Raw genomic sequence first — 19,805 nt, forward strand, 5'->3', positions numbered from 1 at the left:
GTCCGAACCGCTTCAAGGCGCCGCCGAGCCCGCGCGGCGCCTGTCGTTTCGCCGGGGTTGCACCCCGCAAAGGCGCGCCACCACGTGAAATTTTCACGGCGGCGCGCCATTGTTCCGCCTCATCCCTTATCCTTCCAATCTTGAACCTTACTAAATAGTTACAAGAACTTGGGAGGGGGGATGCCCCATGACGTCAGCCTGATTGCGTTGCTCGCGGCCGGTTTCGGTCTCGCGATGATCTTCGGTTACCTCGCGTCGCTGCTGAAAATGCCGCCGCTCGTCGGCTATCTGCTCGCCGGGATCGTGATCGGCCCCGGCACGCCCGGTTTCGTCGGCGACCTGTCGCTCGCGCAGCAGCTCGCCGAAGTCGGCGTGATGCTGCTGATGTTCGGCGTCGGCCTGCATTTCTCGCTCGGCGACCTGCTCGCGGTGCGCAAGATCGCGCTGCCGGGCGCCGTCGTGCAGATTACCGTCGCGACGCTGCTAGGCGGCGGGCTCGCGCTCACATGGGGCTGGAGCCTCGGTGCGGCGCTCGTGTTCGGGCTTGCACTGTCGGTCGCGAGTACCGTCGTGCTGCTGCGCGCGCTCGAAGGGCGCGGGCTCGTCGAGACGGTCAACGGGCGCATCGCGGTCGGCTGGCTCGTCGTCGAGGATCTCGTGATGGTGCTGGTGCTCGTGCTGCTGCCGCCCGTCGCGGGGCTGCTCGGCGGCACGCCGCCCGGCGACGTGCAGGCGGCCGGCGGCAGCGTGTGGGGCACGCTCGGCGTGACGATGCTGAAGGTCGCGGCGTTCATCGCGCTGATGCTCGTGGTCGGCAAGCGCGTATTCCCGCGCATTTTGTGGCTCGTCGCGCGCACGGGCTCGCGCGAGCTGTTCACGCTGTGCATGATCGCGGCCGCGGTCGGCATCGCGTTCGGCGCGGCGAAACTGTTCGACGTGTCGTTCGCGCTCGGCGCGTTCTTCGCCGGGATGATGATGCGCGAGTCGGAATTCAGCCGTCGCGCGGCCGACGAGACGCTGCCGCTGCGCGACGCGTTCTCGGTGCTGTTCTTCATCTCGGTCGGGATGCTGTTCGACCCGAAGGTGCTGATCGAGGAGCCGCTGCACGTGATCGAGGTCGCGGCGATCGTGCTGGTCGGCAAGACGCTCGCGGCGGTCGCGCTCGTGATCGCGTTCCGCTATCCGCTGAATACCGCGCTGACGGTCGGCGCGGGCCTCGCGCAGATCGGCGAATTCTCGTTCATCCTCGCGGGGCTCGGCCGCGCGCTCGGGTTGCTGTCGGCCGAGGGGCAGAGCCTGATTCTGGCGGTCGCGCTGATCTCGATCGCGATGAACACGCTGCTGTTCGCGATGATCGATCCGGCGCTCGCGTGGATCCGCAAGCATTCGGCGTTCGCGCGCAAGCTCGAGGCGCGCGACGATCCGCTCGCCGCGCTGCCGATGTCGACGCCGCAGACGCACCTGACCGGGCAGGTCGTGATCGTCGGTTACGGCAAGGTCGGCACGCGGATCGCGCATGCGCTGGACGAGCGCGGGATCGCGTATGTCGTCGTCGAGCAGAACCGCGAGCTCGTCGAGAAGCTGCGTGCCGACGGCATCGCGGCCGTGTCCGGCGACGCGATCGAGCCGATCGTGCTCGTGCAGGCGCATATCGCGCGCGCCGGGATGCTGGTCGTTACGCTGCCGGACGTGTTCGACGTGAGGCAGATCGTCGAGATTTCGCGCACGCTCAACCCGACGCTCGAGGTCGTGCTGTGCACGAACAGCGGCGACGAGGCCGCGCTGCTGTCGAGCGAGGGCATCGGCACCGTGTTCATGGGCGAGACCGAACTCGCGCGCGGGATGACCGAGCACGTGCTCGGCAGGATGGTGAAGCCGGTAGCAGCGGCGGCGCATTGACGGTGCGCGGGCAAGACCGCCCGCAGCGCGAACGAATTGCAGGAGTGTGCAGCCGGAACGCTTAAGTGATGCGGGGCGCTCCTGGAAAGTGGGATGAAAGCGGGGGACGGAGTTGGAGCGCGGGCGGTGCGGCATGCCGCATCGCCCGCCTAGCGGCTTCAGCTTGCCGCCGCCTTCGTCGGCACGGTCGTGCCGGGCTGTGCGGCTGTCTTCAACGGTGCGGCGGCTTTCTGCGCGGCAGCCGTTTTCGGTTGAGCCGCCGCCTTCGGCGCCTCGACCGTCTTCTGCGGTGCAACCGCCTTGGCCGGCTGCGGCTTCTCCGGTTCGACCGGCGCATCGGGCGGCACGCCGAGCAGCTGCAGCGAGCCGCTCGTGACCGACGCGAACACCGGGCCGGCCACCGTGCCGCCGTAGTAGCCCTTGCCGCGCGGCTCGTCGATCATCACCGCGACGATCAGGCGCGGGTTGCTCATCGGCGCCATCCCCGCGAACAGCGCGCGGTACTTGCCCTTCGCATAGGTCGCGCCGACCTGCTTGCGCGCGGTACCCGTCTTGCCGCCGATCCGGTAGCCGTCGACGCGCGCGCGGCGCCCCGTGCCGCCTTCGCCGACCGCCATCTCGAGCATCGAGCGGATCGACGCGGCCGTTTGCGGCGACGTCACGCGGTGGCCGCGATGCGCGTCGATCGTCTGCTGGTCGGTGCCGTTCTTCAGCAGCGACACCGGGTGCAGCGTGCCGTCGCCCGCATAGGCCGTATACGTCTGCGCGATCTGCAGCAGCGACATCGACAGCCCGTAGCCGTACGCCATCGTCGCCTGCTCGATCGGCCGCCAGCGCTTGTAGCCGCGCAGCCGGCCCGATGCGACGCCCGGGAACGTCAGTTCCGGCGCGCGGCCGATCCCGTATTCCTGGTACTTGTTCCAGATCGTTTCGGCGGGCAGGTTCAGCGCGAGCTTCGCGAGCGCGACGTTGCTCGACTTCTGCAGTGCCTGCGACACCGTCAGCGACCCGTGGTTCGACGTGTCGTGGATCACGGCCGGGCCGATCTTGTAGGTGCCCGGCGACGTGTTGATGATCGTGTTCGGCGTGACCTTGCGCTCGTCGATCGACAGCGCGACGACGAGCGGCTTGATCGTCGAGCCGGGTTCGAACGTGTCGATCACCGCGCGGTTGCGCAACTGCTGGCCCGTGAGGCGCGCGCGGTCGTTCGGGTCGAAGGTCGGGTAGTTCGCGAGCGCGAGGATCTCGCCGTTCTGCGCATCGAGCACGACGACGCTGCCGGCGATCGCGTTGTTCTCGATCACGGCCGCCTTGAGCTGGCTGAACGCGAGCTGCTGGATCCGGCGGTCGATCGTCAGCTCGATCGTCGCGCCGTGCTGCGCGGGAACGAGCGGGCGCGTGTCCGACACGATGCGGCCGAGCCGGTCGCGGATCACCTCGCGCTGCCCGGACGTGCCCGACAGGCGCGCGTTCGCCGCGAGTTCGACGCCTTCCTGGCCCTTGTCTTCGACGTTCGTGAAACCGACCACGTGCGCGGCCGATTCGCCTTCCGGGTAGAAGCGCTTCGAATCGGCGATCTGCGTGATGCCGTCGATCGCGAGCTTGTCGAGCCGGCCCGCGGTGTCCGCGTCGACCTGCCGCTTGAGCAGCACGAACGTCTTGTCGTTGCCGAGGCGCCGTTTCACCTCGACGAGCGGCAGGTCGAGCAGCTTCGCGATCTGCGGATAGTCGGTATCGGCGACCTGTTTCGGGTTCGCCCAGATTTCATAGGTCGACAGGCTGACCGCGAGCATCGCGCCGTTGCGGTCGACGATGCGCCCGCGCATCGCGTCGAGCTCGATCGTGCGCTGGTAGCGCTTCTGGCCCTGGCCGACGTAGAAATCCTGGTTCGCGACCTGCACCCAGAAGGCGCGCGCGAGCAGCGCGGCGAACGCGAGGAACACGACGATCACGACCAGTTTCGAGCGCCACATCGGCAGGCGCGACGCGAGCATCGGATTCTTCGTCGCGGCCGAGTACGGATCGGCGGGGTGGGTCTTCTTTTTCACGCTCATGCAATGGCCGGGTCGGGCCGCCGGACGGCGGCTGGTCAGTCTGAATAATGCGATTGTAATAAATGAGTAAACGCCGTGTGGGGAAAGTATGTTCCGGCCCCGTGAAAAGGCGGCTGCGGCCGACCGGCAAAGCGCTGAAAAGGGGGCTGGAAAGGAGGGGCGCGAGCGGATTTTTCAGCGACGCTGGGCGACGGGCGATCGGCAGCATATCGATCCGGGCGTGCGGCATCCGCTACCGGTTGATCGCAGCCGTCGCCGGGATGCGATCAATTGCCCGTCCCTCGGTTATTTCTTTAATGGCGGAAAATAAAAAGCGCCCCAGAATGAGGCGCCGTTAATTCTGAATATCGAAATGACTATCTCTGAAACTGGAATAAACCCGAAAACCGTAGACGATATATGTAAAAAATTTTCTATCGGTCGACGGAAATGAATTCCCGGTATTCCGGCTGGGTCGTGCAGCGATCGACGGCCTGCAGCCGCCACGCGCCCGCGTGATTGCCTGCAAGCACGGCGGGGCCCTGTTCGCGCTGCGTCGCACCGAACGACAGCCCCTTCAACTGGCATACGGCTTTCCCGCCGTCGGCCGCGCAGAGCGCCATTGCGCCCTCGACGTCGCGGACCTTGCCCCAAGTCGGAAGATCGATGCCCTGATGTGCCTCACGCGACCACAGTCCCTCGTCGGTATCCACCCACAGTACCGCGAAGGATTGCCGGGTTGCCGATTCGCTGCCATTAATTCGAATGGTGAGGCGCATTGGATCGTCTCCTGAAAAAAGGACGAATTTGACCGTTTGGACTTGAACAGTCTAGATAGACTGGTGTGAAACGCAAGCGATAATCCGCAATAAATCGATACTGAGTCCATTGCGGTTTCAGATGAAACGACGTCTGACGATCCGCGGACATTTCGGCGGCGCGCGCAAACGCACGTGGCATCAGCGCTTGCGGTGTCGACGCAAGCATCGGCGACGTTCGAGACATGGGATGACATGGCCGGGGGCGCGTCGATCTGTCGCGCTCGGGCCGCCGCCGGAACCGGGCCGATCGACGCAATCCGGCACTGCCGGGATGCGGTCCGACCCGATGTTTCAGCGTTTTGACGGCGCGGCCGGAACGACACACTCCGACAATCGCGCACAAATCGGCACACTTTCACGAAACTTTCGGGACAGACTTGCACGCGATCGGGCCCCACACTGGGAACTTCCCGATCCTGTGCCGCGGACGCCCGTCCTCGGCGGCTGCCGCCGCCTCGTGCCAGAGGTGCGATCGACGCGATCGCGGGCCGTATGCCAGATCGGGACTGCCGGGGCGCGCGTCAGCCCCGGCCCGGCCGGTGAGCCGTGCGCAGCCCGCAACCGCGGGCGCTGCGCCGCCCGGTCGACTCTTCGAAGGAGACTATCGTGCTGATCTGGAAAACCGCGTTGTCGCTGAACTGGCGGACGAGCCTCGTGTCGCCGGCCAGCGCACCGGTCGCGGCGGCGAACGTCGGGCGGCTGGTGCTGACCGGCGCGACCGGCTTCATCGGCAGTACCGTGCTGACGGCGCTCGTCAATGCAGGGCTGCTCGAACGCATCGTGTGCGTCGTGCGCGCGCAGGACCGCGGCCACGCCGTCGCGCGGCTGCGCGAAGCGGCGCTGCGCGCGGGACTGACGCCGTACTGGGCGTCGCGCCTGACCGACGCGAACGTGATCGTCGGCGCGCTCGGCGACGTATGGCAGGGCGCCGACGCGCCGCGCCTCGCCGGCGCGACGCACGTGATCCACTGCGCCGGCCATGCGTCGCCGGCCGACGGCGCGCACCTGCAGGCGGACATCGCCGATTCGGTGCGCTTCGCCGAACGCTTCGCACGTGCGCCGCGTCTGCAGCGCTTCGTATACGTCGGTACGGCCTATGCGCATGCGGGGCGCGGCGGCATCGTGCACGAAGAAGTCGCGGCGGACGACGCGGCGAACGATGTCGCGCAACACGGCGAAGGCCTGCCGGGCGCGGTGCTCGCGGCGGACTACCTGCATGCGAAGGCGGAAACGGAGCAGCGCCTGCGCGCGCTCGGGCTGCCGCTTGTCGTCGTGCGGCCGTCGCACGTCGTCGGCCACACGGTGCTCGGCACGCGGCCCGCGCCGAATTCGTTCTGGATGTTCCGGCTTGCGCATGCCGCGCGCCGCTTCACCGCGCGGCCGATGACGCGCATCGACATCGTGTCGGTGGACGACGTGGCGCGCGCGACGATGCTGCTGGCCGTCAAGCCGACGCTCGCGCACGATCTCTATCACGTGTCGGCCGGCGACGAGGCGCCGCAGGTCGCGCAGATCGTGCGCGCGATGGACGAGGCGGCGGGGATGACGGGTGCGCCGCGCTACGCGGCGTGCGCGCCGGCCGAGCTGCCGCTGGTGGTGCGCGACGTGCTCGGGCGGCCCGATCCGGCACTCGAGCGCGTGATCGGCCGGGCGCTGCAGCGCTGCGCGGAATTCGCGACGGTCGATCGCGTGTTCGACAACAGCCGCGTGCGCGACGAAATCGATTTCGAGCCGTTGCCGTTCATCGATTACGTCGAGGAATGCATGCGCACGTCGCGCGGCGTCGCCGTGACCGAGCTGATGCGCGGCGCGATGCACTGACCGCCGGCGCTGCACCGGCGCCCGTTCCCGCGGCTGGCGGGAGCGGGCGCCATCATCACGCGTTGCCGCCGAGTTCGATGAGCCGGTCGAGCGCGCGGTAGATGTCTTCTAGGCCGTCCTGGCCGAAGCGCGACTCGAGCTGCCGGTATTGCTCGTCGATGCGCGGACCGATTTCCGTGACGAGTTTCCTGCTTTGCGGCGTCAGGCTGACCAGCAGCCGGCGCTGATCCTCCTGCGCGCGCGTGCGCGTGATCAGCCCGTCGCGCTCCATCCGTTCCAGCACGCCCGTGAGGCTCGGGCTCAGGATGCAGCAGCGCCGCGCGATCTGTCCCGCTTCGAGCGCATGCGCCGGCTCGCCGTCGAGCACGCGGATGATCCGCCATTGCTGTTCGGTCAGCGCGAATTCCTTGAGAATGGGGCGGAACAGGCCCATCAGCGTTTCGCGGGCCTCGAGCAGCAGCATGGCCAGGTTGCGATGGTCGAGCGTACGGTTCATCGGGGTGGACAGTGGACGGGGACGTATCAATCTTAACAGCCGAAGGTGCTGAATTTCGCGTATCAGGGTAATCGAGGTTGCCAGCACCCGATTGTTTACTTAAGATATTAACTATTGACGATGCGCCGCGACGCGCGGCAGGGGAATGACGCATGGAGCTGTCTTGCACGACCGCCGCGGCGCCGCCGTTGCCGGTCGCCATCGGTACCGTCTACGGTGCGCTGCTGAATGAGCGCGCAGCGCTCGACGCGCTCGGCGATGCGGTGAACGCACCGCCTTACGGCCGCCCGCCGCAGGCACCGATCCTTTACATCAAGCCGGCCAACACGCATGCGGCCGACGGCGCGGCCGTCGTCGTGCCGGCCGGCGTCGACGCGCTGGAGATCGGCGCGTCGGTGGCCGTCGTGTTCGCCCGGCGCGCCACGCGCGTGCCGGCCGCACAGGCGCTCGACTACGTGCACGGTTTCACGCTCGCGAGCGACGTGTCGGTGCCGCATCCCGATTACTACCGTCCGGCCGTGCGCTTCAAGTGTCGCGACGGTTTCTGCCCGCTGGGCCCGGCGATCGTGCCGGCTGCGGCACTGGCCGATGTCGACGCGCTCGCACTGACCGTGCGGATCGACGGCGCGGTGGCCGCATCGGCGTCGACTTCGACGCTGATTCGCCCGGTGCGCGAACTGATCGCCGACGTGACGGCGTTCATGTCGTTCGACGCGGGCGATGTGTTGCTGCTCGGCGTCGCCGGCGGCGCACCGCGCGCCCGCGCGGGCAGCACGATCGAGATCGCCGCGGCCGGCATCGGCACGCTGCGGCACACGCTGATTGCGGAGGAAACACGATGAAGACGGCGCGCGTGATCTACAACGGCGCACTGCATGCGGCCGAGCCGGCCGGCGACGGCGCGATCCGCCTCGATACCGGGCGCGTGGTTGCCGAGGAGACGGTCGCATGGTTGCCGCCCGTCGCGCCGCGCACGACGTTCGCGCTCGGCCTCAACTACGCCGACCACGCGAAGGAACTCGCGTTCAACGCGCCGAGCGAGCCGCTGATCTTCCTGAAGGGGCCGAACACGTTCATCGGCCACCGGTCGCTCACGGTGCGTCCGGCGGATGCCACCCACATGCACTACGAGTGCGAGCTGGCCGTCGTGATCGGCCGGCCCGCGCGCAACGTGAGCCGCGTGCAGGCGATCGACTATGTGGCCGGCTATACGGTCGCGAACGACTACGCGATCCGCGACTATCTCGAGAACTACTACCGCCCGAACCTGCGCGTGAAGAACCGCGACACCTGCACGCCGCTCGGGCCGTGGTTCGTCAGCCGCGACGAGATCGGCGACGCGGGCGGCCTCATGCTGCGCACGACGGTGAACGGCCGGGAGACGCAGCGCGGCAGCACGCGCGACATGATCTTCGACGTGCCGGCGCTGATCGAGCACATCAGCAGCTTCATGACGCTCTCACCGGGCGACCTGATCCTGACCGGCACGCCCGAGGGGCTGGCGGACACGCAGCCGGGCGACGAGGTCGTGACCGAAATCGAAGGGATCGGCCGGCTCGTGAACACGATCGTCGCCGAAGCGGACTACTATCGCGCCGGCTGAGCCCGTCGCCCAAGGAGAACCCATGACCATCAAGCACTGGATCGACGGCCGCGAAGTCGAGAGCCGCGAGACCTTCACGACGCTGAATCCCGCGACGGGCGACGTGATCACCGACGTCGCGTCGGCCGGCGAGGCCGAAGTCGACGCGGCCGTGCGCGCGGCGAAGGAAGCGTTTCCGAAATGGGCGAATACGCCCGCGAAGGAGCGCGCGAAGCTGATGCGCAAGCTCGGCGAGCTGATCGAGAAGAACGTGCCGATGCTCGCGGCGCTGGAGACGCAGGACACCGGCCTGCCGATCGCGCAGACGAGCAAGCAGCTGATTCCGCGCGCATCCGAGAACTTCAACTTCTTCGCGGAAGTGTGCGTGCAGATGAACGGGCGCACCTATCCGGTCGACGACCAGATGCTGAACTACACGCTGTACCAGCCGGTCGGCGTGTGCGCGCTGGTGTCGCCGTGGAACGTGCCGTTCATGACGGCCACCTGGAAGACGGCGCCGTGCCTCGCACTCGGCAACACGGCCGTGCTGAAGATGTCGGAGCTGTCGCCGCTGACGGCCGACCAGCTCGGCCGGCTCGCGCTCGAAGCCGGCATTCCGCCCGGCGTGCTGAACGTCGTGCAGGGCTACGGCGCGACCGCCGGCGACGCACTCGTGCGGCATCCGGACGTGCGTGCGGTGTCGTTTACCGGCGGCACGGTCACGGGCAAGCGGATCATGGAGCGCGCGGGCCTCAAGAAGTATTCGATGGAGCTCGGCGGCAAGTCGCCGGTGTTGATCTTCGACGACGCGGATTTCGATCGTGCACTCGATGCGTCGCTGTTCACGATCTTCTCGATCAACGGCGAACGCTGCACCGCGGGCTCGCGGATCTTCGTGCAGCGCACGATCTACGACCGCTTCGTGCAGGAATTTTCGCGCCGCGCGAACAACCTGGTGGTCGGCGATCCGTCCGATCCGGCCACGCAGCTCGGCGCGATGATCACGCGCCAGCACTGGGAGAAGGTGACGGGCTATATCCGCATCGGCGAGCAGGAAGGCGCGCGCGTGGTCGCGGGCGGTTCGGACAAGCCGGCGGGCCTGCCCGAGCATCTGCGCAACGGCAACTTCGTGCGGCCGACCGTGTTCGCCGACGTCGACAACCGGATGCGCATCGCGCAGGAAGAGATCTTCGGGCCGGTCGCGTGCCTGATCCCGTTCGAGGACGAGGAAGAAGGGCTGCGGCTCGCGAACGACACGTCGTACGGCCTCGCGTCGTACATCTGGACGCAGGACGTCGGCAAGGTGCATCGCCTCGCGCGCGGCATCGAGGCCGGGATGGTGTTCGTGAACAGCCAGAACGTGCGCGACCTGCGCCAGCCGTTCGGCGGCGTGAAAGAGTCGGGCACCGGGCGCGAGGGCGGCGAGTACAGTTTCGAAGTGTTCGCGGAGATCAAGAACGTGTGCATCTCGATGGGTTCGCATCACATTCCGCGCTGGGGCGTGTAACGGGCGCGGGTCGTTTCGCCGGAAGCACGAACGATATGGAGACTTGAACGATGGGCAAACTGTCCCTCGCCGCGAAAATCACGCACGTGCCGTCGATGTACCTGTCGGAAATGCCCGGCAGGCATCACGGCTGCCGCGAAGCGGCGATCCGCGGCCATCAACTGATCGGCGAGCGCTGCCGTGCGCTCGGCGTCGACACGATCGTCGTGTCGGACGTGCACTGGCTCGTCAACGCGGGTTATCACGTGAACTGCAATGCGCGGTTCGCCGGCACGTACACGAGCAACGAGCTGCCGCATTTCATCCGCGACATGCAGTACGCATATCCAGGCAACCCGGCGCTCGGCCGGCTGATCGCCGAGACGGCAACCGCACGCGGGGTCGCGACGCGCGCACACGAGATCGACAGCCTCGAACTCGAATACGGCACGCTCGTGCCGATGCGCTACATGAACGGCGACCAGCACTTCAAGGTCGTGTCGATCGCCGGCTGGTGCATGTGGCACACGCTCGACGAAAGCCGGCGCTTCGGCGACGCGTTGCTCGAAGCGATCGAGAAAAGCGATTCGAACGTCGCGTTCCTCGCGAGCGGTTCGCTGTCGCATCGCTTCAACGACAACGGCAGCCCCGAGGAATCGATCCACCAGATCAGCCGCGAATTCTTCCGGCAAGTCGACCTGCGCGTGGTCGAGCTGTGGAAGCAGGGCGATTTCAAGACCTTCTGCGCGATGCTGCCCGAGTACAACACGCATTGCCACGGCGAAGGCGGCATGCACGACACGGCGATGCTGCTCGGCCTGCTCGGCTGGGACCGCTACGACAAACCCGTCGAGATCGTCACCGACTATTTCGCGAGTTCGGGCACCGGGCAGATCAACGCGATCTTCCCGCTGCCCTGAACGCCGCGGTCCCGCATCAAACATCCGACCGGAGACTTGCCATGCCCCACATCGTCGTCGAATACACCGCGAACATCCGCGACGACGCGCGCATTCCCGCGCTGCTGCGCACGATCAACGCGACGCTGATCGCGCAGGGCGGCGTGTTCCCGACCGGCGGCATCCGCTCGCGCGCGATCGAACTGCAGGACTACTGCGTCGCCGACGGCACGGAGGACGACGCGTTCGTCCACGTGACGCTGAAGATCGGCTCGGGCCGCAGCGACGACACGAAGAAAGCCGCGTGCGATGCGCTGTTCGACGCGATCAAGGCTCATTTCGCCGAGCTGTACGCGAAACGCTATCTCGCGCTGTCGATGGAGCTGACCGAGTTCAGCGAAAGCGGCTCGTACAAGCACAACAACATCCACGCCCGCTACAAGCGAGCCGGCTGACCCCATTCCCGATCCGACCATGCTCGAAACCGCCATCATCGACCAGCTCGCGCAACGTCTGCACGACGCCGAGCGCGAGCGCAAGCAGATCCGCCAGATCTCGCTCGACCATCCCGACATCACGATCGACGACGCATACGCGATCCAGCGCGCGTGGGTGACCCTCAAGCTCGCGGAAGGCCGCACGCTGAAGGGGCACAAGATCGGCCTCACATCGAAGGCGATGCAGAACACGTCGCAGATCGACGAACCCGACTACGGCGCGCTGCTCGACGACATGTTCTTCGCGGACGGCGGCACGATCCCGACCGGCCGTTTCATCGTGCCGCGCGTCGAGGTCGAACTTGCGTTCGTGCTCGGCAAGCGGCTTTCGGGCCCGAACTGCACGATCTTCGACGTGTACGACGCGGTCGATTACGTCGTGCCCGCGCTCGAGATCATCGACGCGCGCAGCCAGTCGATCGACCCCGATACGAAACGGCCGCGCAAGGTGTTCGACACGATCGCAGACAACGCGGCGAACGCGGGCGTCGTGATCGGCGGCAGGCCGGTGAAGCCGCACGACGTCGACCTGCGCTGGGTCGCGGCGATCATGTCGCGCAACGGCGTGGTCGAGGAAACGGGCGTCGCGGCCGGCGTGCTGAACCATCCGGCGAACGGCGTCGCGTGGCTCGCGAATCGTCTGTCGCGTTTCGACGTCGCGCTGGAACCCGGGCAGATCGTGCTCGGCGGCTCGTTCACGCGGCCGTGCGCGGCGCGGCCGGGCGACACGTTCAGCGTCGACTACGGCCCGCTCGGGACGATCCAGTGCTACTTCGAGTGAGTGAGTGAGCGATGCAGATTCCTTCGAATGTCTTCAAGGCCGCGCTCGCGCGCGGCGACGCGCAGATCGGGTTGTGGCTCGGGCTCGCGAATCCGTACAGCGCCGAAGTCGTCGCGGGCGCCGGTTTCGACTGGCTGCTGATCGACGGCGAGCATGCGCCGAACACGGTGCCGACGATCCTCGCGCAACTGCAGGCGATCGCGCCGTATCCGTCGCACCCGGTCGTGCGCGTGCCGTGGAACGATCCGGTGATCGTCAAGCAGGTGCTCGATCTCGGCGCGCAGACGCTGCTGGTGCCGATGGTGCAGAGCGCCGACGAAGCGCGCGCAGCCGTTGCCGCGACGCGTTACCCGCCGCACGGGATTCGCGGCGTCGGCAGCGCGCTGGCGCGCGCGTCGCGATGGAATCGCGTCGGCGACTACCTGCATCGCGCTAACGACGAGATGGCCGTGCTCGTGCAGGTCGAGACGCGTGCGGGGCTCGATGCGATCGACGCGATTGCGTGCGTCGACGGCGTCGACGGCGTGTTCATCGGGCCGGCCGATCTGGCGGCCGATCTCGGGCATCTCGGCAATCCGGGGCACCCGGACGTGCAGGCGGCGATCGACGGCGCGATCCGGACGATCAAGGCGGCCGGCAAGGCGCCGGGGATTCTGAGTGCGGATGAAGCGGCGGCGCGGCGGTATCTCGAAGCGGGTGCGCTGTTCGTCGCGGTCGGGGTCGATACGACGCTGCTGGCGAGGAGTGCGGAGCGGTTGGCGGCGCAGTTCAAGGGGGGATCCCGACCGACGGAAAAGAATGGTGACACGACGTATTGAGCGAGGGGCGGCGACAGATATGCCACGCAACGCAGACGCACTACCTGACGAATCGGGGAATTGGCAAAAGGTTTCGCAAAGGGACCGGCTGACATCGCTTGAATTGAATGCGATCCCATATCGCGGTGCGGCGGCTCGTCGACGTGTCCGCGCCGTTGCCCTGACGTGTTGCGGGGCAGAATGCGATCAAGCGATCGCGGATGTGATGGCGGAATTGAGTGCGCAGGCGCAAGCCTTGGGGATGGGTTACGACTGACTTCTAGTTATCCTGACTTCTGATGTTCCCGCTTCCAAATACTTCCCCGGCGTCGTCCCCAGCGCCCGCCGGAACATGTCGATGAACGCGCTCACGTTGTCGTACCCGAGATCGAGCGCGATCGTCGTCACCGGCACGCCGTCGGCGATTTTCTCCAGCGCTCGCAGCAGCCTTGCCTGCTGACGCCACTGGGCAAACGTCAGCCCCGTCTCGGCGACGAAGCGGCGGCTCATCGTTCGTGCGCTGATGCCGGCCCATTCGGCCCATTCCTCCAGCCGCCGGTTGTCCGCGAGGTTCGTGGCGAGCGCGTCGGTGATACGCACGAGCCGTGCGTCGCGAGGCCGCGCGAGACTCAGCGATTCGACTTCCGAAGCAGCGATTTCATCGAGGATCACATCGGCGATCCGCGTCTGGGCGTCATTCAGTTCCGACCCGTCCCAGCTCGCGGCGCGCTGTACCGCTTCGCGCAGCAGCGGCGACGCACGGATCGCGCGCGGCGTATCCGGCAACTCCGCGCAGCGCGCTTCGGCGACGAATGCCGACCAGCCGGAAATCGGCCCGAACGAGCGCAGCGAATGCCGGCAATGCGGCGGAATCCAGATCGCGTGGATCGCCGGCACGACCCACTCCTGGTCGTCGAGACCGATCGTCAGCAGCCCGCTCAGCGCACCGACGAGCTGGCCGCGCGCATGCGAGTGCGGCGCGGTCACGCGCGGGTCGCGTTGCGACAGGACGGCGGCGACGACGAACGGGCCGTCGTCGGACGTGATGAATCGGGCGGGCAGGAGCGGATCGGACATGGCCGGATAGCGGTATCGAATGGCTGTTATACCGGAGATCGGACGGCTTCGCACGCCTACACTGCGTCCATCGATGACAACCGGAGTACGACACGATGCGAGCCGAACAGATGCTTCCCGACCATGCCGACCGGATCGATGCCGGCGGAACGACGATCCGCAAGGGCACCGTCGGCGCGTTTCTGGTCAACGCGCGCGTGCTGACCGATCCCGGCGCCACGCCCGCTGACCGGGCCCGCGCGGAAGCCGACGCGATCGATGCGTTGCCCGCGCTGCGCGTGCTCGGCCTGTTCGACGTGATGGAAGTGCGTGATCCGGCGCTGCGCGCGTGGCTCGACGCACGCTGACGTCAGCCGAAACCGTCTATCGAGATCCCCGATTCAAGGAGCCACCATGAAAGCCGCAGTCGTGAAGGGCGCCGGCGAGCGCCCTGTCCATATGGAATTCGAACCGCCGCGCGCGATGCCGGGCCACAGTCTGATCGACGTGGCGGCGTCCGCGCTGAGCCGGATCGCGCAGGGGCGCGCGTCCGGCACGCATTACTCGTCGGATCGACGTTATCCGTTCGTCGTCGGCGTCGACGGCGTGGGCCGTCGCGACGACGGGCAGCGCGTCTATTTCTTCGGCGCCCCCGCGCCGTTCGGCGCGATGGCCGAGCGCACGATCGCGCCCGACACGCAGTGCGTGCCGCTGCCGGACGGGCTCGACGACGTCACGGCCGCGGCGATCGCGATTCCCGGGATGTCGTCGTGGGCCGCGCTGACCGAACGCGCGCGGCTCGTCGCGGGCGAGACGGTGCTCGTCAACGGCGCAACGGGTACGTCGGGCCGGCTGGCGGTGCGGGTCGCGAAGCATCTCGGCGCCGCGAAGGTGATCGCGACAGGCCGCAACGCGGCCGCGCTGGACGCTTTGCTGAACGCCGGCGCGGACGCCGTCGTGCCGCTGCAGCAGGACGACGCGCATCTGGCGCGTGCGCTCGAACCGCATTTGCGCGCGGGCGTGGATGTCGTGCTCGACTATCTGTGGGGTGCCAGCGCGCAGACGCTGCTGGTTGCCGCGGCGAAGGCGGCGCCCGATGGCCGCCGGCTGCGTTTCGTGCAGATCGGCTCGATCGGCGGCGCGGACGTGCTGCTGCCGGGCGCGGTGCTGCGCGCAACTGCAATCGAATTGATGGGCAGCGGCCTCGGCAGCGTGCCGCTGCCGCGTTTGCTGGACTCCGTGCGCGGCGTGTTCGACGCGGCCGGGCCTGCGCGGCTGGCGATCGAGACGCGTACCGTGCCGTTGTCGGCTGTCGGCGAACACTGGGGCGATACAGACAGTCTCGTGCGCACGGTGTTCACGATGCGCGGCGAGTGAACGGCGACCGAACCGCAGCGGGGCTGGCTCGGCGCGATGAACGAGCTGCGCGGCGACAACCGGCTATCCGTCGTGATGCCGCCGCGCATGCGGGGAAAGCAGGGCGGTCGCGGGCGAAACACACCCGTCGCCACCCGATGCATCAGGCTCAGAACCGCTGCTGAATCCCCGCCGTCACACCAACCTGCGTCGTGCCGTATCCCGCGAAATCGCGAGACACGCCGACCTTCTGGTCGTGCTTCGCGATCGCGAACGCGCCGGCCGCGTACAGCACCGTGCGCTTCGACAGCGCGTAGTTCGCACGCAGCGACACGAGCGTCGGATCGGCGTCGGTGCCGCCCTTGATGTTCTGGTGATAGACGGCCGCGATCAGCGAGAACGCCGGCGTGAACTGATACGACCCGCCGACCCAAACCATATCGCTCAGCTGGTTTGCTGCCGTCGTGTGGAACGTGCGCTTGTAATTGCGGTAACCCGCCATCGTCTTCAGGTTGCCGAAGTCGTAGCTCAGGCCAGCGTGGATGCCCTGGATGTAGTTGACCGTATCAGCCGGCGTGACGCTGTCGGCCGCGCCGTTCTGCCGGTCGAACGTGACCACCGCCGCGAACGGGCCGGTCTCGTAGCCGAGCGCGAAATCATATTTCGAGCTGGTCTTCACGCTGCCCGGCACGTTGCCGAAGCCGTACAGCGCGCCGAACTTGAAGCCGCTGAATTCGCCGTCGTAGCGCACCGCATTCGACGAGCGCGTGAACAGGCCGTCCTTGCGGCCGCCCGTCGCCATCGACGAGGTCGCCCACGAGTAGTTCTGCGAGTAACCCATCGGGTCGAACGGCAGCATGTAGTCGTAGGTGACGGTGAAGTTGCGGCCGAGCGACAGCTCGCCCCATTTGCCTTTCAGGCCGACCGTCGCGCGGCGCGCGAAGATCGAGTCGGGGCCGTCGTCGAAGGCGCCGTTCGCGAGATCGATCCCGCTTTCGAGGCGGAAGATCGCCTTCAGCCCGCCGCCGAGATCCTCGACGCCGCGCAGGCCCCAGCGCGACGTGTTCTTGTTGCCGGACTTCAGCTTGAACGAGTTGCCGCCCTGCGGCGCCGCGTGGTTCGTGTATTCGATACCGGCATCCATGATCCCGTACATCGTGACGGACGACTGCGCGTGCGCGGCGGGCGCTGCGATGCAGGCCGCGGCGGCCGAGCTTGTGAGGACTACTGTGCGAATCGAACGTTCTGCGCGTGACTTCATTGACGGTGTCTCCTTGGTTCTTGTGAGTTGGGTGAAACAGGTGCTGCGCGCAACGAGCCGCGGCGGACGCCGCAAGACGTCCGCCGGACCTGCATGTCGTCGCATGGCGCGACATGCGCGGTGCGCGGTGCGCGGCGCGCAGGCGCGGCGGCGCGCGGGCCGCCGCGATCGGGTCAGCCCGCTTTCGCGAACGCCCAGCAGTCGTTGGTCGGGAATTCGAGCCAGTGCTTGCCGGCCGCGCGCGGCACGTGGCCGAACGCACGCAGGCGCATGTCGCCGCAATGGAACAGGTATTCCCAGCGGTCGCCGAGATACATCGACGTGACGAGGTCGGCCTGCAGCCGGTTCGCGCCCGGGCCGTCGGCGACCTGCACGCGCTCGAGGCGGATCACGGCCTGCGCGTCCTGGCCCGGCGCGAACGTGTCGCGCGCCATCGCGCGGATTTCCCAGCCGTCGCCGGCAAGCGTCACGCATTCGCCGTCGATCGCGGCGACGCGCGCGTCGATCCGGTTGTTGCTGCCCATGAACTCGGCCGTGTACAGCGAACGCGGCGCGCCGTACAGCTCGGCCGGCGTGCCTTCCTGCTCGATGCGGCCGTTGCGCAGCAGCAGGATGCGGTCGGACATTGCCATCGCCTCGGTCTGGTCGTGCGTCACGCACAGTGCCGACAGCCCGAGCGACACGATCAGCTCGCGCAGCCACGCGCGCGCTTCCTCGCGCAGCTTCGCGTCGAGGTTCGACAGCGGCTCGTCGAGCAGGATCACCGGCGGGTTGTAGACGAGCGCGCGCGCGATCGCGACGCGCTGCTGCTGGCCGCCCGACAACTGATGCGGAAAGCGTTCCGCGAGATGGCCGAGGCCGAGCTGGTCGAGCGCGGTCTGCACGCGGCGCTTCTGTTCGGCGGGTGCGACGCGGCGCAGCTTCAGCCCGTAGCCGACGTTCTCGGCGACGGTGCGGTGCGGCCACAGCGCGTACGACTGGAACACGAGGCCGAGCGAGCGCTGCTCGACGGGCAGGTCGACGCGCTTCGCACCGTCGAAGAACACGCGGTCGTCGAGCTGGATGCGGCCGTCGGACGGCTGTTCGAGGCCGGCCACCGCGCGCAGCAGCGTGGTCTTGCCGCTGCCCGATGCGCCGAGCAGGCACACGACTTCGCCGGCCTTCAGTTCGAACGACACGCCCTTGAGGATCGGATTGGCGCCGTAGCTGAGATGCAGATCGTCGACGATGAGCTTATCCATGAAGTTTCACTCCGAAGCGCAGGGCCACGCCGAGACCGGCGCCGACCATCGCGATGTTGATGACAGAAAGCGCGGCGACCTGGTCGACGGCGCCGGTCGCCCACAGCGACACGAGCAGCGCGCCGATCACTTCGGTGCCGGGCGACAGCAGGTAGACGGCCGTCGAGTATTCGCGCTCGAAGATCATGAAGATCAGCAGCCACGCGGCGAGCAGGCCGAAGCGCACGAGCGGCAGCGTCACGTCGAGCGACACGCGGCTGCGCGTCGCGCCGACGCTGCGGCCGGCTTCCTCGAGCTCGGGGCCGACCTGCAGCAGCGCGCTCTGGATGAGCCGCATCCCGTACGCGAGCCATACGACCGTGTACGCGATCCAGATGCTCCACATCGAGTTCTTCAGCTCGCGCAGGCCGGGGACGAACAGGAAGATCCACAGGAACGCGAGACCGGCGAGCAGGCCCGGCACCGCGCGCGGCAGCAGCACCAGATAGTCGAGCAGCTTGGTCGCCCAGTCGGGGCGGCGGTGGCCGGCGAACGCGACGAGCGAGTAGAAGCCGACCGCGAGCGCACCGCCGATCACGCCGATGCCGAGCGTGTTGACGATTGCGCGCACCAGGTTGTCCTGCTCGAACAGCTCGATGAAGTTCGCCAGCGTCAGCACCTCGGCGAGCGCGACGCCTTCGCCCCAGTTGGTCACGAACGCACGCAGCACGATGCCCGAGATCGGCACGATCACGGTCAGCATCAGCCACAGCGCGACGATCGCGAGCGCGACCCAGCGCCATACGCCGAGCGGCAGCACCGTCGCGCGGCCCGCCTTGCCCTTCACCGTGACGAAGCGGTTCGCGGTCTTCAACAGGCGGCGCTGCAGCAGCACGAGCGGGAACGTGATCGCGACGATGCACACCGCGACCGCGGCCATCAGGTGGTACGACGGCACGCCGAGCTTGTTGGTCAGCTTGTACAGGTAGGTCGCGAGCACGAGGTGGCCTTCCGGATCGCCGAGCACGAGCGGCAGCCCGAACACCTCGAAGCCGAGGAAGAACACCAGCACGCCGGCGAACAGCAGCGCGGGCATCGTCATCGGCAGGCTCACGTCGAGCGCGACGCGGAACGGGCGGGCGCCCGTCACGCGCGCGGCTTCCTCGACGTCCGAGCCGAGGTTGCGCAGCGCGGCCGACGAATACAGATACACGTGCGGCACGTGCGTGAGGCCGACGATCACCGTGATCGCGAAGATCGAATACACGTTCCAGGGCACGTTTTGCACCCCGAACAGTTCCTTGAACCACACCGAGTAGAAGCCGACCGGGCCGGCCGCGACCACATAGCCGAACGCGAGCACCATCGGCGACACGAACACGGGCGTGAGCAGCAGCGGTTCGAGCCAGCGGCGGCCGGGCAGGTCGGTGCGCACCATCAGGAACGCGAGGATGCCGCCGAGCGGGATCGAGATGAACAGCATCCCGCCGGCGATGATGAACGAGTTCTTCACGGCCGACCAGAAGTCGGGATCGCTGAAGATGAAGCGGAAACCTTCGATGCCGAGCGTCTTGTTCGCGTCGAAGAACGGCGCGGACAGCAGGCTCTGGAACAGGATGAAGCCGAGCGGCAGCGCGACCGCGACGGTCAGTACCGCGACGACGATCCAGCGCAGCATGCCGGCGAGCGGCTGCAGGCGGTTGACCGGCAGCGCGGGAATCGCGCCGCCCTGGCCGGTGGTGGGCGCAACGGCCGGCGCCGTTCCGCGTGTGCTGGTTGAAAGCATGAGTTCGCCCCTGC

18 protein-coding genes are annotated in these 19,805 nt (G+C 67.6%); 11 read left to right on the forward strand and 7 right to left on the reverse strand.

What is annotated here, in order from left to right:
* The first annotated feature begins 180 nt into the window (after positions 1-180).
* A complete protein-coding gene (locus tag KVT39_RS00460) occupies positions 181-1,899 on the forward strand; it encodes a cation:proton antiporter (protein WP_034179686.1) in 1,719 nt (572 codons plus the stop codon).
* A gap of 158 nt (positions 1,900-2,057) precedes the next feature.
* Here the strand turns inward: KVT39_RS00460 and KVT39_RS00465 are convergent, their stop codons facing one another.
* Both KVT39_RS00465 and KVT39_RS00470 read right to left on the reverse strand, forming a co-directional pair.
* Positions 2,058-3,953: a penicillin-binding protein 2 gene (locus tag KVT39_RS00465; RefSeq protein WP_217586865.1), complete on the reverse strand. Its 1,896-nt coding sequence runs from the start codon at positions 3,951-3,953 to the stop codon at positions 2,058-2,060.
* A gap of 413 nt (positions 3,954-4,366) precedes the next feature.
* Positions 4,367-4,711 (reverse strand): DUF3564 family protein, encoded by a 345-nt coding sequence (locus tag KVT39_RS00470; protein WP_034179684.1) that lies wholly within the window; start codon positions 4,709-4,711, stop codon positions 4,367-4,369.
* Between the two features lie 648 nt (positions 4,712-5,359).
* On the opposite strand from KVT39_RS00470, the gene KVT39_RS00475 reads away from it, so the two are divergent.
* Positions 5,360-6,574 carry an SDR family oxidoreductase gene (locus tag KVT39_RS00475; protein ID WP_034179683.1) on the forward strand — a complete coding sequence of 405 codons (1,215 nt, stop codon included), beginning with the start codon at positions 5,360-5,362 and terminating at the stop codon, positions 6,572-6,574.
* Between the two features lie 55 nt (positions 6,575-6,629).
* On the opposite strand, the gene hpaR is transcribed toward KVT39_RS00475, so the two are convergent.
* Positions 6,630-7,070, reverse strand: coding sequence for a homoprotocatechuate degradation operon regulator HpaR (gene hpaR, locus KVT39_RS00480; RefSeq protein WP_034179682.1), 441 nt, complete (start codon positions 7,068-7,070; stop codon positions 6,630-6,632).
* A 152-nt stretch (positions 7,071-7,222) separates the two neighbouring features.
* On the opposite strand from hpaR, the gene KVT39_RS00485 reads away from it, so the two are divergent.
* From KVT39_RS00485 to hpaI, 7 genes are read left to right on the forward strand one after another with little or no spacing between them, the layout of a single operon-like run.
* The gene (locus KVT39_RS00485) at positions 7,223-7,912 is read left to right on the forward strand and encodes a fumarylacetoacetate hydrolase family protein (protein WP_217586873.1); all 690 of its coding nucleotides are present in this window, start codon (positions 7,223-7,225) and stop codon (positions 7,910-7,912) included.
* A complete protein-coding gene (locus KVT39_RS00490; protein ID WP_217586875.1) occupies positions 7,909-8,673 on the forward strand; it encodes a fumarylacetoacetate hydrolase family protein in 765 nt (254 codons plus the stop codon). Before KVT39_RS00485 ends, KVT39_RS00490 begins: the two co-directional genes overlap by 4 nt.
* A gap of 22 nt (positions 8,674-8,695) precedes the next feature.
* Entirely contained in the window at positions 8,696-10,159 is a 1,464-nt protein-coding gene (gene hpaE / locus KVT39_RS00495) for a 5-carboxymethyl-2-hydroxymuconate semialdehyde dehydrogenase (RefSeq protein ID WP_217586877.1), read from the forward strand.
* Positions 10,160-10,209: 50 nt separating this feature from the next.
* Positions 10,210-11,058: a 3,4-dihydroxyphenylacetate 2,3-dioxygenase gene (hpaD, locus tag KVT39_RS00500; protein WP_217586879.1), complete on the forward strand. Its 849-nt coding sequence runs from the start codon at positions 10,210-10,212 to the stop codon at positions 11,056-11,058.
* A gap of 41 nt (positions 11,059-11,099) precedes the next feature.
* Complete coding sequence (locus KVT39_RS00505) at positions 11,100-11,492, forward strand: 5-carboxymethyl-2-hydroxymuconate Delta-isomerase (RefSeq protein ID WP_034179677.1); 393 nt, start codon at positions 11,100-11,102, stop codon at positions 11,490-11,492.
* Between the two features lie 19 nt (positions 11,493-11,511).
* Positions 11,512-12,315 (forward strand): 2-oxo-hept-4-ene-1,7-dioate hydratase, encoded by an 804-nt coding sequence (gene hpaH / locus KVT39_RS00510; RefSeq protein ID WP_034179676.1) that lies wholly within the window; start codon positions 11,512-11,514, stop codon positions 12,313-12,315.
* Between the two features lie 11 nt (positions 12,316-12,326).
* Positions 12,327-13,133, forward strand: coding sequence for a 4-hydroxy-2-oxoheptanedioate aldolase (gene hpaI / locus KVT39_RS00515; protein ID WP_217586881.1), 807 nt, complete (start codon positions 12,327-12,329; stop codon positions 13,131-13,133).
* Positions 13,134-13,379: 246 nt separating this feature from the next.
* Here the strand turns inward: hpaI and KVT39_RS00520 are convergent, their stop codons facing one another.
* A complete protein-coding gene (locus KVT39_RS00520; protein WP_034179674.1) occupies positions 13,380-14,189 on the reverse strand; it encodes a helix-turn-helix domain-containing protein in 810 nt (269 codons plus the stop codon).
* 95 nt (positions 14,190-14,284) lie between these two features.
* On the opposite strand from KVT39_RS00520, the gene KVT39_RS00525 reads away from it, so the two are divergent.
* Positions 14,285-14,536, forward strand: a complete 252-nt coding sequence (locus tag KVT39_RS00525; RefSeq protein ID WP_217586883.1) for a hypothetical protein — start codon at positions 14,285-14,287, stop codon at positions 14,534-14,536.
* A 46-nt stretch (positions 14,537-14,582) separates the two neighbouring features.
* Positions 14,583-15,545, forward strand: a complete 963-nt coding sequence (locus KVT39_RS00530) for a zinc-binding alcohol dehydrogenase family protein (RefSeq protein WP_217586885.1) — start codon at positions 14,583-14,585, stop codon at positions 15,543-15,545.
* Positions 15,546-15,693: 148 nt separating this feature from the next.
* On the opposite strand, the gene KVT39_RS00535 is transcribed toward KVT39_RS00530, so the two are convergent.
* From KVT39_RS00535 to KVT39_RS00545, 3 genes are all read right to left on the reverse strand, one after another.
* Positions 15,694-16,785, reverse strand: a complete 1,092-nt coding sequence (locus KVT39_RS00535; RefSeq protein ID WP_105389919.1) for a porin — start codon at positions 16,783-16,785, stop codon at positions 15,694-15,696.
* Positions 16,786-16,958: 173 nt separating this feature from the next.
* Positions 16,959-18,026: an ABC transporter ATP-binding protein gene (locus KVT39_RS00540; RefSeq protein ID WP_105389920.1), complete on the reverse strand. Its 1,068-nt coding sequence runs from the start codon at positions 18,024-18,026 to the stop codon at positions 16,959-16,961.
* Positions 18,019-19,791 (reverse strand): iron ABC transporter permease, encoded by a 1,773-nt coding sequence (locus KVT39_RS00545; protein WP_034179669.1) that lies wholly within the window; start codon positions 19,789-19,791, stop codon positions 18,019-18,021. The genes KVT39_RS00540 and KVT39_RS00545 overlap by 8 nt, the downstream gene beginning before the upstream one ends.
* Positions 19,792-19,805: the final 14 nt, after the last annotated feature.

Source organism: Burkholderia sp. GbtcB21, assembly GCF_019091065.1.
Classification (GTDB): domain Bacteria; phylum Pseudomonadota; class Gammaproteobacteria; order Burkholderiales; family Burkholderiaceae; genus Burkholderia; species Burkholderia pyrrocinia_C.

Coding starts and splice junctions, on each gene's coding strand:
- hpaD (WP_217586879.1), top strand. CDS start 10,210: ATGGGCAAACTGTCCCTCGCCGCGAAAATCACGCACGTGCCGTCGATG.
- hpaE (WP_217586877.1), top strand. CDS start 8,696: ATGACCATCAAGCACTGGATCGACGGCCGCGAAGTCGAGAGCCGCGAG.
- KVT39_RS00525 (WP_217586883.1), top strand. CDS start 14,285: ATGCGAGCCGAACAGATGCTTCCCGACCATGCCGACCGGATCGATGCC.
- hpaR (WP_034179682.1), bottom strand. CDS start 7,070: ATGAACCGTACGCTCGACCATCGCAACCTGGCCATGCTGCTGCTCGAG.
- KVT39_RS00540 (WP_105389920.1), bottom strand. CDS start 18,026: ATGGATAAGCTCATCGTCGACGATCTGCATCTCAGCTACGGCGCCAAT.
- KVT39_RS00545 (WP_034179669.1), bottom strand. CDS start 19,791: ATGCTTTCAACCAGCACACGCGGAACGGCGCCGGCCGTTGCGCCCACC.
- hpaI (WP_217586881.1), top strand. CDS start 12,327: ATGCAGATTCCTTCGAATGTCTTCAAGGCCGCGCTCGCGCGCGGCGAC.
- KVT39_RS00490 (WP_217586875.1), top strand. CDS start 7,909: ATGAAGACGGCGCGCGTGATCTACAACGGCGCACTGCATGCGGCCGAG.
- KVT39_RS00505 (WP_034179677.1), top strand. CDS start 11,100: ATGCCCCACATCGTCGTCGAATACACCGCGAACATCCGCGACGACGCG.
- hpaH (WP_034179676.1), top strand. CDS start 11,512: ATGCTCGAAACCGCCATCATCGACCAGCTCGCGCAACGTCTGCACGAC.
- KVT39_RS00530 (WP_217586885.1), top strand. CDS start 14,583: ATGAAAGCCGCAGTCGTGAAGGGCGCCGGCGAGCGCCCTGTCCATATG.
- KVT39_RS00485 (WP_217586873.1), top strand. CDS start 7,223: ATGGAGCTGTCTTGCACGACCGCCGCGGCGCCGCCGTTGCCGGTCGCC.
- KVT39_RS00465 (WP_217586865.1), bottom strand. CDS start 3,953: ATGAGCGTGAAAAAGAAGACCCACCCCGCCGATCCGTACTCGGCCGCG.
- KVT39_RS00520 (WP_034179674.1), bottom strand. CDS start 14,189: ATGTCCGATCCGCTCCTGCCCGCCCGATTCATCACGTCCGACGACGGC.
- KVT39_RS00470 (WP_034179684.1), bottom strand. CDS start 4,711: ATGCGCCTCACCATTCGAATTAATGGCAGCGAATCGGCAACCCGGCAA.
- KVT39_RS00460 (WP_034179686.1), top strand. CDS start 181: ATGCCCCATGACGTCAGCCTGATTGCGTTGCTCGCGGCCGGTTTCGGT.
- KVT39_RS00535 (WP_105389919.1), bottom strand. CDS start 16,785: ATGAAGTCACGCGCAGAACGTTCGATTCGCACAGTAGTCCTCACAAGC.